Origin of the sequence: Paenibacillus apii (assembly GCF_011043685.1) — a bacterium.
GTDB classification, from domain to species: domain Bacteria; phylum Bacillota; class Bacilli; order Paenibacillales; family Paenibacillaceae; genus Paenibacillus_AQ; species Paenibacillus_AQ sabinae.
In genome coordinates, this window is sequence record NZ_JAAKGU010000003.1 from 209,494 (window position 1) to 224,713 (window position 15,220).

Annotated in this window: 15 protein-coding genes; 3 read left to right on the top strand and 12 right to left on the bottom strand. The window is 55.4% G+C overall.

Features of this window, described 5'->3' with window-relative positions; genetic code table 11:
• Positions 1 to 50: 50 nt before the first annotated feature.
• From G5B47_RS09295 to G5B47_RS09305, 3 genes are all read right to left on the bottom strand, one after another.
• Positions 51 to 1,244 carry a response regulator transcription factor gene (locus G5B47_RS09295; protein ID WP_165097155.1) on the bottom strand — a complete coding sequence of 398 codons (1,194 nt, stop codon included), beginning with the start codon at positions 1,242 to 1,244 and terminating at the stop codon, positions 51 to 53.
• Positions 1,237 to 3,039, bottom strand: a complete 1,803-nt coding sequence (locus G5B47_RS09300; RefSeq protein WP_165097158.1) for a cache domain-containing sensor histidine kinase — start codon at positions 3,037 to 3,039, stop codon at positions 1,237 to 1,239. The genes G5B47_RS09295 and G5B47_RS09300 overlap by 8 nt, the downstream gene beginning before the upstream one ends.
• Positions 3,040 to 3,346: 307 nt before the next feature.
• Complete coding sequence (locus tag G5B47_RS09305; RefSeq protein WP_165097161.1) at positions 3,347 to 4,060, bottom strand: metal-dependent hydrolase; 714 nt, start codon at positions 4,058 to 4,060, stop codon at positions 3,347 to 3,349.
• A gap of 230 nt (positions 4,061 to 4,290) precedes the next feature.
• Here G5B47_RS09305 and G5B47_RS09310 point away from each other — a divergent pair, with 230 nt between their 5' ends.
• A complete protein-coding gene (locus G5B47_RS09310; RefSeq protein ID WP_165097163.1) occupies positions 4,291 to 5,082 on the top strand; it encodes a Cof-type HAD-IIB family hydrolase in 792 nt (263 codons plus the stop codon).
• Between the two features lie 84 nt (positions 5,083 to 5,166).
• Here G5B47_RS09310 and G5B47_RS09315 read toward each other — a convergent pair whose 3' ends face one another.
• Genes G5B47_RS09315 through G5B47_RS09340 form a run of 6 tightly spaced genes read right to left on the bottom strand, consistent with a single transcriptional unit; the run spans position 5,167 to position 10,970 of the window.
• Positions 5,167 to 5,886: a 5'-methylthioadenosine/adenosylhomocysteine nucleosidase gene (locus tag G5B47_RS09315; protein ID WP_165097166.1), complete on the bottom strand. Its 720-nt coding sequence runs from the start codon at positions 5,884 to 5,886 to the stop codon at positions 5,167 to 5,169.
• Positions 5,887 to 5,942: 56 nt separating this feature from the next.
• A complete protein-coding gene (locus G5B47_RS09320; RefSeq protein WP_165097169.1) occupies positions 5,943 to 7,073 on the bottom strand; it encodes an iron-containing alcohol dehydrogenase family protein in 1,131 nt (376 codons plus the stop codon).
• A 59-nt stretch (positions 7,074 to 7,132) separates the two neighbouring features.
• Positions 7,133 to 7,789: a methionine ABC transporter permease gene (locus G5B47_RS09325; RefSeq protein ID WP_165097171.1), complete on the bottom strand. Its 657-nt coding sequence runs from the start codon at positions 7,787 to 7,789 to the stop codon at positions 7,133 to 7,135.
• Complete coding sequence (locus G5B47_RS09330; RefSeq protein ID WP_165097174.1) at positions 7,786 to 8,877, bottom strand: methionine ABC transporter ATP-binding protein; 1,092 nt, start codon at positions 8,875 to 8,877, stop codon at positions 7,786 to 7,788. The genes G5B47_RS09325 and G5B47_RS09330 overlap by 4 nt, the downstream gene beginning before the upstream one ends.
• A complete protein-coding gene (locus G5B47_RS09335; protein ID WP_165097176.1) occupies positions 8,874 to 10,088 on the bottom strand; it encodes an aminotransferase class I/II-fold pyridoxal phosphate-dependent enzyme in 1,215 nt (404 codons plus the stop codon). Before G5B47_RS09335 ends, G5B47_RS09330 begins: the two co-directional genes overlap by 4 nt.
• A 21-nt stretch (positions 10,089 to 10,109) precedes the next feature.
• Complete coding sequence (locus tag G5B47_RS09340) at positions 10,110 to 10,970, bottom strand: MetQ/NlpA family ABC transporter substrate-binding protein (RefSeq protein ID WP_165097179.1); 861 nt, start codon at positions 10,968 to 10,970, stop codon at positions 10,110 to 10,112.
• Between the two features lie 264 nt (positions 10,971 to 11,234).
• On the opposite strand from G5B47_RS09340, the gene G5B47_RS09345 reads away from it, so the two are divergent.
• Entirely contained in the window at positions 11,235 to 11,690 is a 456-nt protein-coding gene (locus G5B47_RS09345) for an S-ribosylhomocysteine lyase (RefSeq protein ID WP_025333758.1), read from the top strand.
• Positions 11,691 to 11,708: 18 nt separating this feature from the next.
• Positions 11,709 to 12,476 carry an SDR family NAD(P)-dependent oxidoreductase gene (locus tag G5B47_RS09350; RefSeq protein ID WP_165097180.1) on the top strand — a complete coding sequence of 256 codons (768 nt, stop codon included), beginning with the start codon at positions 11,709 to 11,711 and terminating at the stop codon, positions 12,474 to 12,476.
• 208 nt (positions 12,477 to 12,684) lie between these two features.
• On the opposite strand, the gene G5B47_RS09355 is transcribed toward G5B47_RS09350, so the two are convergent.
• From G5B47_RS09355 to G5B47_RS09365, 3 genes are all read right to left on the bottom strand, one after another.
• Positions 12,685 to 13,269: a GNAT family N-acetyltransferase gene (locus tag G5B47_RS09355; protein WP_165097183.1), complete on the bottom strand. Its 585-nt coding sequence runs from the start codon at positions 13,267 to 13,269 to the stop codon at positions 12,685 to 12,687.
• Between the two features lie 163 nt (positions 13,270 to 13,432).
• Positions 13,433 to 14,275, bottom strand: coding sequence for a carbohydrate ABC transporter permease (locus G5B47_RS09360; protein WP_165097186.1), 843 nt, complete (start codon positions 14,273 to 14,275; stop codon positions 13,433 to 13,435).
• A 9-nt stretch (positions 14,276 to 14,284) separates the two neighbouring features.
• Positions 14,285 to 15,163 (bottom strand): carbohydrate ABC transporter permease, encoded by an 879-nt coding sequence (locus G5B47_RS09365; protein ID WP_165097189.1) that lies wholly within the window; start codon positions 15,161 to 15,163, stop codon positions 14,285 to 14,287.
• Between the last annotated feature and the right edge of the window lie 57 nt (positions 15,164 to 15,220).

The following is a 15,220-nucleotide window of genomic DNA, read 5'->3' on the forward strand; positions in this document are numbered from 1 at the left end:
CGTAAAAAGCGGCCCAATACGGACCGCCCCATGATCGCCTATATTTAAAGCTATTGCCCGCTCTGCCGAATGCGGATCTCCCGCTGCTCGAATTCCGACGGCGGCATGCCGTAATGCTTTTTAAAGCTTTTGCTGAAATAATTCGGGTCGGCGTAGCCCACCCTTTCGGCGATTTCGGCCAGCTTGACGTTGCCTTCGGCCAGCAGATCTTTGGCCTGCTTCATCCGCGTATAGGTGATGTAATCGAGAACGGCAATGGCCCCTTCCTTGCGGAATACTTTGCGCAAATAGCTGGAATCGACATACATGCCGCTTGCCACCTGATCGACCGTCAGCTCCGGATCGGAGTAGTGTCGGTGAATGTAATCCTTGGCGGCCAGAAATAAATTATACGATTTGGAGGGGCGCGCGTCGGGTCTGTACTCGATCACTTTACGGTACAGACCGGCAATCCATTCCTCGGTCTCCTCCCAGGAGACCATCTCCCGAAGACGCTGCTCCGGTGAAGCCGCCGGCTGCCACAGGCTCTCCGGGTTCATGCCGATTTCGCCCGCATAGGACAGACACAGCGAAACATAGCTCATCAGAACGGTTAAAGCAAACCGGTCTCCGGTGCGCCGAACCCGAAACTGGGCAATGGTCCGGCCGATTTCGCCCGCGGCGGCCTCATGATCGCGCATCTTCAGTGCCATCAGCAGCGTTTCATGGGTTCCCGGATGAAGCTCGTGCCGAACAGGGGGCGCTCCTTCCCCGGGAGCCGCCGAGGATTCACTGAAGAGCGCCCGGGCCTTTTGCGCCGACTGTTCCTTAATGAACGGCAAAGCCAATTTCCCGTCGGCTTCGCCAGCCAGCGGGACGAATCCTTCCCGCAGACGCAGGGTTTCTTTGACTTTTCCCATCATGGACCCGAACTCCCGCTGGTCGAACGGCTTGAGCAGATAATCATGGACGCCCAGCCGCACCGCCTTTTGCGCGTATTCAAATTCATTATGTCCGGTTACAAAAACGATCAGCAGCCCGGGCACATTCACCTTCAGCTTCTCGGCCAGCTCCAGACCGTTCATATAGGGCATGCTGATGTCGATCAGCGCCAAATCGGGCAGGTATCGCTTCGCCTCCTCCAGCGCTTCCCGTCCGTTGGCCGCTTCACAGCAGATCGTAAAGCCGTATCCGCTCCAATCGAGCTTGCTGCGCATGTAATACCGGAACAGCGGCTCATCGTCGGCTATCATCACTTTATACATGGCCTGCCTTCCTCTCCTTCCAGGGCACCTTCATTTCCATTACCGTCCCTTCCCCCGGCTTGCTGCGGACCGTTAGCCCGTACGGCTCACCGAAGTAGAGCTTGATGCGCTCATAGACGCTGTATATTCCGATGGATGCGGGCTTGCCGTCCCCGGAGGCAAATCGCGTAACCTTCTGCATCTGCTCGGGTGACATGCCAACCCCATTATCGATCACGGCAATCGCCGCATCATCCCCGTCTCTTCTTCCCCGGATGGCGATTAGTCCCTGGCTGCCTTTCGTTTTCAGCCCATGGTAGATGGCATTCTCCACAAGCGGCTGGAGCGACAGCTTGGGCACCATCACGCCCGTAAGTTCCGGCGGAACATCGATTTCATAGCGAAGCACGTCGGGATTGCGGACCTGCATGATGTTAAGGTAATCCCGGACATTGTCAATCTCGGCAGCAAGCGGTATCAGTTCACTGCCCTTGCTCAGCACCACCCGGTAGAAATCGGCCAACGCCTTGGTCGTATCCCGGGCCTCCTCATTCATTCCCAAATCGTTCAGAACATAAATCGTATCCAGCGTATTATATAAAAAATGAGGCCTAATCTGCGCATGTATCAGAGCCAGCTCGTACTCCCGCTTGCGGCCCTGTTCCTCGGTTATGGCTTTCAGCAGCTCTTTGATCTGCTGCACCATGGAATTGAAGACCGTGGCGATCAGCCCGGTTTCGTCCTGCGTTGTTACCGGCGAGGAGACATGGATGTCGCCCTCCTTCACCTTCCGCATCGCCTTTGTAACCTGAAGCAGGGGGTTCACAATAATCTGCGACAGCTTCCCCGCAAGCAGCAGCGACAGCAGCAGACATAAAGCGCCGAAAGCGAACGTCAGGGCAAAGTTCCGGCGGATATCGCTGTTAAGCGTTTGCAGTGAAACCATGTTCACCAGCTTCCAGTCCAGCCTGTCATATGCGGTTACCGTTGCCAATTTGCTCCCTTCTCCCGAGCTGACAATGTCGGAAACCGGGGTTTCACGCTCCAGAAGATCCGGGGACACATTTGCCGCGAACGGCTTCAGCAGCAGCTGTTCATTTGGCGACGCAACGATTCTTCCAGCGCCATCCACAATATAATACTGCTTGGAAGCCAAGTTCTCGCCCATAACCTGTAGAATCGAAGCAAAGGTCGTCTCCCTGACATTGACAAACAGCGTACCCAGCTCATTGCCGGTATCCAGGTCGAATACGATCTTGCCCAGCGTCAGCACGGGAACAGCAGGATCACTGACCATAAAATCCCGCCGTTCCACCGGCAGCCAGCGGCCCACGCCATAGCTGCCCATCTTTTTCACCTTCTCCGGCAGGCCGCTATATAGTACCTTTCTGTCCCGGCTCTCTTGGGGAGGGCACGACGAATACACCCTTCCGGTCACATCGACGAATACGGCCGAGTCTGCATCGGGAAACAGCACCAGGTCAATGGAAAGGCGGCTCTCCATCAGATTGCGGAACTTCTCTTCCTCCAGTACCTCAGGCGAGGCCGAGCGTTCATCATACAGACGGTTGATATCGGTCAGCATAATATTGGCGCTGCTCTCCGTATTTTTCACGATGGAGTCAATCTGAGAGAGAATAAGCCGGGACTCGTCCCGGACGTTGTTCTTGGTCTTCTCAATCACCGAACGGCTGAACATTTCCCCGGACAGCAGACCAAGCGCCAGCAGCGGAAAGATGATCAGCGGCATAAAGATGAGGATGATCTTTCGGCGGATCGGCAGTCTCCCGAACCATCCCTTTATACCGTTTCCCATGCTCTCCCCCTCCTTATGACTACGCTTGCAAAATATCCGCCTTTTCATCCATGGACCTTAATCTCAGCCACGCTATTTCTCCGTTCAATTCATCCTATATCGCTTATTCATCACATTAATCATACCATGTATTCGATCGCCTCAAGCTGAATTCCATTATTTGTGCTTCAAGTAAGAAAGTCAAATCTTTTGACAAGAAAAAAGCGCGAAGGCTTAAGCTCCGGGAATCCCGGACGGTTAAAAGCTCTTCGCGCATCGGCCCGCGCGTTATGCGGACATGTCGAACTTCGAGAGTCCGAAGCCACCGCTACCGGCCAACAATAAAAGTAAGGACGACAAGCGCCAGCGTCAGCGCCACGCATGTGCCTTCTACGGCCCCGCCCTTCTTCGTGCCGGTGCTCATCAGCTTCAGGCGAAGCTTGAAGGGGAGGGGCGGCAGCGGGGTGATGCCCCGCTGGGTGAGGGAATCCGCGAGCAGATGCAGCCCGTAGGATAGTCCTCCGGCAACCCACAGCAGTTCTCCGCCTTCCATTCCCTTCCCGGCCATATACAGCAGCGCCGTCCACCCGGCCAAACCGTACAGCGTATGGGTCAGGCCCCGGTGGGGAACGACGGCGGCAATAGCCAGAATACTGCCCGCAATCGCATTCCACGGATCATAAGCGCTTCCGAACGCAATCAGCCCCACTGCAATCAGCAGCATGACGAGCTTGCGCAGCCTTCGTCCCGGCAGAAACGCCACGCTGCCGACGAGCAGCGCCTGCACGATATTCCAGGGATAAGGCGCGATGTCCGCAAAATACAAAAAGATGGCTGCGGCAATTAACGCTAACTGCAGCGTACGCAGCAGCATGGAGGGAACCGCCTTGCGCACGAGCAGCGAATTCGGCTCGTCGATGTCAGGCAGCAGCGAGCTGAGCGCCGCTACGGCGACGGCGGGAACCGTGATATGAATGCCGGCCAGCTGCATGGCCGACAAAGTGACTCCGGTGCTAATCACCAGGTGGGATTTGCCCATCATTGCTCTGCTTCGCCCCTTTCTAAGATGTCAGGAGAAACGTGGTGCGCCCATCTTAAAATGGACAGCCCTCTCTCATAAACGCGAACAAATGTGCGGCTACCGAAGTATAACAAGCCTTTTTCTTTTTGTCCAGTCCAGATTTGTGCAATTGTTCTCGCTTTCTTTTTAGGATACAATCTAGACAAATAGTCCGTTTACCAAGCAGAGGACTTACTAAGGAGAGAAACCGAATGTACAAGCTGATTGCCATCGATATTGACGATACGCTGATCAATGATGACAAGGAAGTAACCCCCGCCACGCAGGAGGCGCTGGAAGCGGCCGTCGCCAAGGGTGTGGTCGTTACGCTCGCCACCGGACGCGCCTACGCATCGGCCCAGGCCATTGCCCGCCAGACCGGTCTTAACGTGCCGATCATTACATACCAGGGCTCCCTGGTGAAGAACCTGATCGACGAGAAGGTGCTGTACGAGCGGTATGTGCCCCAGGACGCGGTTCATAAAGTCTTCGAATACTGCATAGAGCACAACCTTCACCTGCAAACCTATGTCGACGACAAGCTGTACTCCCGCGAGGAGAACCAGAAGCTGATCGATTATGCAACGCTGAACAAGACCCAATACTACATTGAGCCGGATTGGAAAAAGCTTGCCGGGATCAAGACCCCTAAGCTGCTGATCATCGACGATCCCGACTTCCTCGACGAACTGGCGCCCAAACTTAGGGAACTTCTCGGCGACGCGGTGCACATTACCAAATCGAAGCCGCATTTCCTCGAGATCATGCACCGCGAAGGCACGAAGGGACTTGCGCTTGAGTTCCTCGCCGATTATTTCGGCTGCGACGTGTCCGAGACAATCGCGGTTGGCGATTCCTGGAACGATCATGAAATGCTGGAGACGGCCGGCCTTGGGGTAGCGATGGGCAATGCCATTCCCGCGCTGAAGGAAATTGCGAACTATATAACGGCAAGCAATAACGAGGACGGCGTCAAGCAAGTTATCGATAAATTCATCCTGTAAAAAAAGACAAAGGGAGCGCGAACCCAAAGCCGTACGGGTCTAGCGCTCCCTTTGTCTGTATGTGTAGTGCTTGCCTTACGAAGCTTATACTTCGGCGCGTAACGCCGTGTGGTAAAGCTTCACCCAGTCCAGAGCAAACCCGGCGGAGTTCGCAGCCGCCAGTTCCAGGTTGGAGGTGAACAGCTCTTCCGCAGCGGTTCCGGCGAGGTCGGAAATGGCGCGCACCGCCAGAAACGGCACACCGAAACGGTACGCGGTTTGGGCGATCGCTGCTCCTTCCATATCCGTCGCCAGCGATTCCGGGAACCGCCCGCGGATGAAATCGGCCGCCTCTTTACTGCCAATAAAAGAATCGGCCGTCGTAATCAGGCCGGTGAAGACTCTCCCGTCAGGCTTTCCGGCGGCAAGCTGCCGCGCGAGAGCCAGAAATTCCGCCCGCGCGGGATAACGGGAAGGCATACGCGGCACTTGCCCGTATTCGTACCGGGCAAAAGCCGTCGCGTCAACGTCGCTGTAAGCCAGCTCTGTCCCAACGACGACATCGCCGATCCGCAAGTTGCTTCCAATGCCGCCGGCAGCGCCGGTATTAATAATCAGCTCCGGCCGGTAGCGCTCGATCAGCAGCGCGGTCGTCAGAGCCGCGTTGACTTTGCCGATGCCGCTCTGCAGCAGCACAAGATCCCGCCCGTCAAAAGTTCCGCTGTAATAGATGCCTCCCGCCGCTTCCTCTCTCCGGACATTCTCCAGCCGGCTTCTTACGGCATCAACCTCTTCTTCCATCGCGCCAATAATCGCTATACTCATTGCTTCTCTCCTTCAAACCAAGGCCAAAGGTTCCTTCAGCCCCGGTGTGTCTTCCCTTAGCGGCTCGCCGCAACCGTTTCGCGGACGCGAATCGCCGCTACAAGGCTCTCCAAATCTTCCATCGCACCCGCCACGGTGACCGCGTCGAACGTTCCCGGCATGCGGTGGATGGAAGCGCCCGGTTCGGCCGCGCGGGCCGCAACTCTGAGCCGCACCTCGCGGCTTAAGCCGTCCAGCCCCATATCCTTCAGGGCGGCAGGCAGCCCGATCTTCTCGTAGAACGGAAGAAGACGGACGACTTCCTCCTGCTTTCCTTCGAGAACGAGCTGAACAAGCACTCCGTACGCGACCTTACTTCCATGCAGCAGCCGGTGAGTCTCGGGCAGAATCGTCAGGGCATCGTGAATAGAATGCGCGCCCGCGGTGCGGCCGTAATCCTCGCCGAAGCCGCCCACAAGGCCCGCGGTCATAATATTCGTCTCCACCACCCTGACGAAAGCGTCGTTCAACTCCCCCGCCTCCTGCGCGGCAAGCGCTTCGGCGCTGTGGGCCATCAGATTGTCGCGGCATCTGCGCGCGGCATAATGAGCCAGCGCGATCTCTTCAGACGGGGAGGGCAAATGAGCGATAATCGCGTCGGCTTCATACCATTTGGCCAGCGTATCCCCGATCCCGGCGACCAGCAGCTCCGGAGGGGAATCCAGAATCACCCGCGGCTCCAGCAGTACGAGCGAGTTGCTGTGAGGATAGACCTCGAAGCCGACCATTGTTCCGGCCTTGTCGTACATCACGCTGAGAGAGGACCAGGCCGAGCAGGTTGCCGCCAAAGTAGGCAAAATAACGACGGGTATCCGCAGCAGCGCGGCCGCAGCCTTCGCCGAATCGCTCACCTTGCCTCCGCCGACGGCGATAATGGATTGAAGCCCGAGCCGGGTTACCTCCGAGGCGATTCTGTCCCGCTCGGCATAGGTGCATTCCCCGCCGTAGCCGTAAAACTGAATCTCCACCCGCTTGAATTCGGGAAAATAGCCTTTGGCCGCTTCCCAGGAACGTCCGCCGCGCACGACGAGAGCGGAGGAAATCCCCCTGCGCTCCAGGTGCTGCTCAAGCCCGTTCCAGCTGCCCGGCCCGCAAATATATTCCTGCGGAGCCGCGCGAACGATCAGTGTATCTGCCACCCTTCCCATTCCTCCTTTATTTTCATCCGCTGAAGTTCACCCTTCAGGATTTCGCCAGAGACTTCGGTTTAATCCCGGCGCGCCTTGCGGGCAAACCGGTTCCCCGCGGATTGTATACCCTGAACAAACACGATAAGAATGGCAACCGTTACGAGAATGACAAAGGTGTCAAAACGCTGGTATCCATAGGAGATGGCGAGATCGCCGATGCCACCCCCGCCGACCGTTCCGGCCATCGCCGTCGCGCCGATAAGTCCGATCGTTGCGGTAGTCATCGTCAGGATGAGGGAACCGAACGCCTCGGGGAGCAGAAAATGCCAGATCACCTGAAACGTCGTCGCTCCCATCGCTTCGGCGGCCTCCATAATGCCGGGACTGACCTCCAGCAGGGAGTTCTCGACCAGCCGGCCGATATACGGCGCCACATAGACAACCAGGGGAACGATGGCGGCGCTGGTCCCAATCGAAGTGTGAACGAGAATCCGGGTGAACGGAATGATGGCGACCAGTAAAATAATGAACGGAAGCGACCGGATGATATTGATCAGCGGATTAAGCACCGCGTAGACGAACCGGTTCCGCAGGATTCCCCCCGGCCGGGTAATTACAAGCACGATGCCGATCGGGATGCCGAGCAATGCTCCGAAAAAAAGCGATACGCCGACCATGACCACCGTTTCACGCAGCGCCTGAAACAACTGATCGGCGGTTATAATCGTATTCATACGGCTGCCTCCTTAAACGTTCTCTGCTTTACCTCGTCCTTAGCGTCCTCTGCTTCCGGAAGGCTCTGATAATCCCGAAGCTCCTGAATCTCCACACCCCGTGTTCCGAGAAATTCCGCCGCCCGGAAAATATCCTTGTCCTCGCCCTGTATCTGCAAGATCAGGGTTCCCAGCGTGGTACTCTGGATTTCACTCATGTTCGCAAACAGTATATTGACGCTGACGTTATATTTTCGGATCAGGCTGTCGACGATCGGCTCCGAGGCATTTCCTCCTACAAATTTCAGCTTGAACAGCCGCCCCGCTCCATTCGGCCGAAGCGTCCGGAGGACGCTATCCGGGACGGAGGTTTGAATAACGGTCCGCACGAAGCTCTCCGTCGTGGGATGCTGCGGGTTGCCGAAGACCTCCAGCACCTCGCCCTGCTCGATGATCTCGCCTTTTTCCATAACGGCCACCTTGTTGCAAATTTGCTGAATGACGGCCATTTCATGGGTGATGATGAGAATGGTGATGTGATACTGTTCGTTGATCTTTTTCAGCAGGTCCAGAATCGATTTGGTCGTCTGCGGATCAAGCGCCGAGGTCGCTTCATCACACAGAAGAATCGAAGGATTGCTCGCCAGCGCCCGGGCTATGCCCACCCGCTGCTTCTGGCCGCCCGACAGCTCTTTCGGGTAACTGTCCGCTTTGTCGCTGAGTCCGATAAACTGCAGCAGCTCGGTCACGCGCTCCCGGATGCGCTTCTTGTCCTGCTTCAGCAGCACGAGCGGAATGGCGATGTTGTCGTATACCGTCTTCGATTCCAGCAGGTTGAAATGCTGAAAAATCATCCCGATCTTCTTCTTGGCCTTGCGGAGCTGCGCCGGCGAGAATTGATCCAGCGCTTCGCCTTCCACCAAGACCCGGCCTTTCGTCGGCTGCTCCAAATAATTAACCATCCGGATCAGGGTGCTTTTGCCGGCTCCGCTGTAGCCGATGACGCCATAAATATCGCCTTTCTCCACCCGCAGGTTCACGCCCTTCAGCGCTTCAATCGTCTGTCCCTTGCGTTTAAACGTTTTGTGAATATCCTGTAATTCGATCATCCTCGATGGCTCCTTTCGCTTGAATGAACGGCAGACCCGCGGAAGATTCCCGACTTGGCAATCCGCTCGGCGGCTTCCAGCAGCAGCTCCTCGCTGTTCACCAGTCCAACCCGCACATAGGAATCGCCCTGTGAGCCGAATCCCTCGCCCGGAGCGACCGCAACGTGGGCCTCTTCCAGCAGCTTCTCGGCAAATTCCCGCGAACGATAGCCTTCCGGCACTTTAAACCAGGCGAAAAAGGTTCCTGCGGGAGCGGAAACGTCCCAGCCGATGCTGCGCAGCTTCGATACCAAAATATCGCGCCTGCGTTCGTAGCGTTCACCCAGCTCTTTCACTTGGCTTTGGGGTCCGAGCAGCGCGGCGGCAGCGGCATCCTGCACCGCGCCGAATATCGTGCTGTACACATGGGTGTGATACAGCTTCAAGGCGGCGATGACCGAGGCGTTGCCGACGGCGAACCCAAACCGCCATCCCGCCATATTGAAGGTCTTGGACAGCGAATAGATTTCCGCGCCATACTCCTTGCCTCCGGGAACCTGCAGAAGGCTGATCGGCTTATGTCCTTCGAAGCCTAACGCGCCGTACGCGAAATCGTTCACCACTGGAAAATGATGCTCGGCGGCCAAAGCGATCGACTGCTCAAAGAAGTCCCGCGTCGCCAGCGCCCCGGTCGGATTGTTCGGGTAATTCAGCAGCAGCAGCTTCACGCGACGGAGGGCCTCATCAGGAACCGTGCGGTAATCCGGCAGAAATCCGTCCTTCTCGTATACCGGGATCGCATGCACATCCGCTCCGGCCAGCGCCGCGGCCGCATAATACGGCGGATAAGCGGGATTGGCCGTCAGCAGAATGTCCCCGGCACCGAGAAAGGCCTGCGAGATCCCCATAATGCCGATGCCCGATCCGTGAAAAACGGCAACCTCCGTTTCCGGGTCCAGATCGACGTCATACTCGCGTTTGTAGAAGGCGGCGACGGCTTCAAGCGTACTCTTTTTTCCGTAAAAAGGAGGGTATCCATGGTTCTCCGGCTTGTCTGCCGCTTCCTTCAGGCTGCGAACGATGTGTTCCGGGGTCGGTTGATCCGGATTTCCGCTGGATAGATCGATAATATCAATGCCTCTGCTGCGGTAGTCGGCCACTTTTTCCTTAAGTACCCTGAAATAGTGCTCGGGGAGCCGGCCAATGACAGCGGAAGGTTTAAAATTCGCCATGATAACACCTCCTCCTGATTGTTATTCGTTGAAATAAGCCAGCAATCTGTAGCCTTCATACGCCGGATTGGATTTGATATAGTCCTTGAATTCCTGGGAATGATAGCCTTCGATAATGTCCTTAACGAACTGCTTGTCTTTGTTTTTGCTGTCCACCGCCACGATGTTGGTGAATGGGTCCGTCATATTTTCAAGCTTCAGCGCCGTGGTGAGTTTGATATTATTCGCAATGGCGAAGTTACCCTGAATGGCAGCATAATCCACATCCTGAAGCGCCTGAGGCCCCTGCGCCGGCTCCGTCGCCACAAATTCAATGTTATGCGGATTGGAAGTTACATCGTTAAGCGAGGTTTGCAGCGGATCAATATTGTCCTTCAGCGTAATCCAGCCGATTTCTTTCAGAATCGTCAATGCCCGTAGCATATTAACCGGCTCGTTCGGCAGATTGACCTGGGCGCCGTCGCTGATTTCATCCAGACTCTTGTGCTTCTTCGAATAGAGGCCCATCGGAGGCGTCGGAACCTGCACTGCACCAATCAGGTTGATGCTTTCTCTTTTGTTGATCGATTCAAGGTACAGGGAATGCTGAAACACATTGGCGTCAATCTCCCCATTCGCCACCGCAACATTCGGTTGAATGCCGTCCGTGAACTCCTTGTATGTAATCTTGTATCCTTTCTTCTCAAGGTATGGCGCTACGCCGTTCTTGAATTGATCGCTGTAAGGCCCCGGATTAAAGCTGATTCGCAGCGTCTTGGATTCCTCCTTCGAGCCGTTTCCCGAAGATGAGGCGCCTGTGCTTTGACCGCAGCCCGAGATGAGAAGCGCAACAGCCATAATGACAAATAACGGCGACATCCATTGAATCTTTCTTTTTTTCATACTAGTTTCCCCCTTAAATATCCACTTTGATAAAATATCCGATTTTCAAACTTTACCCATTAAATTAATCGGATTTTAATTGTTTTATATCATAGTATGCATCTTTATTACTGTCAATACGTTGGGAACGCGGGTTATTGCCGATTTCATTAACTCTATCGAATAAGTATGAATTAATAGTTTACTTCGAATTCCGAGTATGCTACTTTGAAATAAGAGTGCAACTCATAGAAACATAGAACAACTCGCGAAAGGAAGAGACCTATGGCAAAAGTCGAAAGTTTTCAACTCGATCATACGAAAGTTAAAGCCCCCTATGTGCGCGTAGCCGGGACGGAACGAAACGGAACAGGAGCCGTTCTGCAAAAATATGATTTAAGGCTGCTTCAGCCAAATACCGATGCAGTGCCGACTGCGGCCCTTCACACGCTGGAGCATCTTTTGGCAACCTATCTGCGCGATGAGCTGCCCGGAATTATCGATATTTCGCCTATGGGATGCCGCACCGGCTTCTATCTGATTATCTGGGATGAGCATGAGCCGGCCGCGGTCGCGGCGGCGCTAACTAAAGTGCTGCGCAAGGTTCTGGAGACGGAGACCGTACCGGCCGTCAGCGCGCTGGAATGCGGCAACTACAAGGACCATTCCCTCTTCGGAGCGAAGGAATACGCCAAGCTTGTGCTTGAGGCGGGCATCAGCGACGATCCCTTCTCGCGTTAAGCAAGGAGCGAGCAAAGTATGCTGACGATCAATCTGACCGGCAGGACGCTGGTTATTACCGGAGGCTTGTCGGGAATCGGCAAAGGAATCGCGGATTTGTTTCTGCAGGCGGGAGCCAATGTCGTTATCGGAGATATCGCCTGTGAAGGCGAGGAGCGGCCCTTGGAACGGCTGGCGGTGATCCGCTGCGACGTGACCAAGGAGGAAGACGCCGACAAGCTGATCGCCTATGCCGTGGCAACCTTCGGAAGAATCGATTTCGTGGTGAACAACAGCGGGATTTCAACGATGGATTTTGCGGTGGACATCAAGGAAAGCGACTGGGATAAGGTGATGGACGTCAACGCCAAAGGCGTCTTTCTCGTCTCTCAGGCGGGGGCGAGGCAAATGCTGCGGCAGGGCGGCGGCGGACGCATCATCAACATCGCCTCGCAAGCCGGGAAGAACGGCTACCGCTGCATGGGGAGCTACGTCGCCTCCAAGCATGCCGTGCTCGGATTTACCAAGGTTATGGCCCTGGAGCTTGCCCGCAAGCAAATCCTGGTGAACGCGGTATGTCCGGGCATAGTCGAAACGGACATGAAGCGGCGCGAACGCGTGGAAGGGGCGCAGCTGCGCGGCATGACGCCGGAGGACATTTTGGCCGAGGACTGTTCGCAGGTGCCGCTGGGCCGGACGGCGCAGCCGGAGGATGTCGCGAACGTCGTGCTTTTCCTGGCGAGCCATCTTGCGTCATACATGACCGGACAGGCGATTAATGTGACAGGCGGCATGACTATGAACTAGTTCAGGGGCGGCATCGGTGCGGGAATACTCATATAGAACGAAAAAAGGAGCGAATCTGCCGCGGATGCGGTTGGTTCGTTCCTTTTTACTAATCAGGCGCTACCGGTTCACGGACCCCTTCCGACCGTTCATCTGCCGCTCTCCCGCTCTTGTTTCGAGCGTTTCACGTTCCGGAGAATGGCGTCCGTCCTGTTAACCGGCATCGCCTCTATTCGTACTCAATGCCCCTTACTTTGGCGAACACTTTTGTGTTCTCTAACTCTCCGTTCTCCCCTCGCCGGTTATTTCGGTAAATGCCCTCTAGCGTAAAGCCCGCACGCTCCGCGACCGCCGCGCTTTTGACGTTCTTCGCATTGCACCGGATCTCGATCCGGTTCGCCTCAAGCTCGCGGATGGCGAAATCGGCAATGCCGTTCACTGCCTCCGTAATATAACCGTTCCCCGCGCAGGAGGTTCTGATCCAGTAGCCGGTCTCGAAGCTCCGGATATCCCAGTCGATCCGGTGCAGGCCGCTGCTCCCGATCAGCTCTCCCGTGTGCTTATTGAAAATAAGCATATGCAGCTCCGAGTGCTTCAGAAACTCCACCCTTGCCAGCCGTATATGCTTCTCCGAGTCCTCCAGGGTGGGGGCGGTTCGGGCAAAAGGCATCCACGGCCGCAGCTCCTCCAGACTTTCCAGAATCGCCTCGTTCATCGCAGCGCCGTCTCCCCACAGCGGAGCACGGATCAGCAGCCGCTCCGTCTCTAACCTTTCGGGAATGGAAAGCATAATAGGATCAACAGAATGCGTCATGGCAGTCCCTCCGGGATTTAAAAGTAATGCCATTATATCACTCGTTCCCCGCACGGAAGCCGGTATTATATGAACTAATCTTGTCCGGCACCGGTGCCTTCCCCATACCGGCTCAGCGCGCCGATAATGTCGTCCCGCAGTTTCTCATGATCGACACCGAAGGTTATCCTTTAACCGCTCCCGCGGTCATGCCGGCGGTCAGATATTTTTGAACCGAGAGATAGAAGAGAAGCGTGGGAACGAGCACGATCGTCAACCCCGCCATTTGCAGCGTGTAGCTGCGGTTATACTGACCCGCGAAATTGGCCAGACCAAGCGGAAGCGTCTTGAGTGCACTATCGCTGATCAGTACCAGCGCGAAGGAGAATTCATTCCAGTTATTCAGGAAATTAATGATAAAGGCCGTCGCCAGCGCTGGCGTCAGCATCGGAACAATCAGTCGTCCAAATACACCCATCACACTGCAGCCATCCACAATTCCGGCCTCTTCCACCTCTTTCGGAAAAGCGTTCATGAAGCCCGCCAGAATAAAGATCGTGATCGGCAAATTGAAGGCCGTATAGGGAAGCAGCAGAGTCAGTCGGTTATCCAGCAGATTAAAAGTGCGCATTTCGATGAACAACGGTACGAGTGTGGCGTGGATCGGAATCAGCATGCCGAAGGTGAAATAGACAAGCAGAAAGCCCTTCGATTTGAACTGAAATCGGCTTAAAAAGAACGCGGCCAAAGCTCCGACCAGCAGCGTGAGCACAACCGAGGCCAGCGTAACTGTAATGCTGTTGACAAGATACGGACCCAGCTTGGCCACTTTCCAGGCTTCAATATAATTGCTCCACATCGGCTTCCGGGCCACTCCGAACGGATTCATGGACAGTTCCTGCTCCGTCTTCAGCGAATTAAGAATCATCCACAGAAGAGGATAAATGTTAACCACTAGCAGCAGCACGAGAACAAGGCGGTGGATATGAGCCGACAAGGGCCGTTTGAGCAGCAGTCGTTGTACCATAGACAAAAATCACCTCTTCAGAGATCGCATCATGAACTGGCTTATCATAATCAGGCCAAAGCTGATAATGATGATTGCCGTGGAAATCGCGCTTCCGTACCCATATTTCATCGAGTTGAAGGTCTGGGCGAACATGTAAGTGGCTCCCACTTCCGTGGAATGGCTCGGTCCTCCGTTCGTCATGATGAAGATCAAATCGAACGCGCGGAGCGCGCCGCTGATGCACAGCACGATGGAAGCAAAAATCGTATCCGCGATAATCGGCACCACAATATTCCATGTCCGTTTAAAACCGACGGCGCCATCCAGCTCCGCCGCTTCCAGCACCTCCGACGGCACATTTTGCAGCGCGGCCAGAAAGATTACCATGTACAGCCCGGTATACTGCCAGACCACCACAAGACAGAGTACAAAGATCGCAAGCCCCGGATTGCCAAGCCAGTTCTGCGCCCAGTGGTCCAGACCGAAAGCCCGCAGCGCCGTATTAACAAGGCCAAATTGGTAGTTGTAGAACATATTCCAGATCAGGGAGACAACGATTGTGGAGATGACGACAGGCATGAAGAAGACCGTTCGAAAAATGCCGTCTCTGCGGAACAGCTTGCCATTCAGCATAATCGCGAGATATAGGCCAAGCGGGATTTCTCCCAGCACGGAGAAGAGCACGAAATAAAGATTGTTCCGGATAGACTGCCAAAAGACGCCGTCGCCGATCAAATTGGCATAATTCTGAAGCCCGTGCCACTGTTTCGGCGAGAAGCCGTCCCATTTGAACAACGAGTAATAGATGGAGCTGAGAATCGGATAGACTGAGAACAGGGTATAAATCAGCAGGGCCGGAAGGAGTCCGGCGGCTATTATCCATTTACGGCGAAGAAGAATCTCCATGCTCGGTACCTCCGGGTAAAAGTGAAGGCGGAGAGCCCCTGAAAGCCTGCTCTCCGC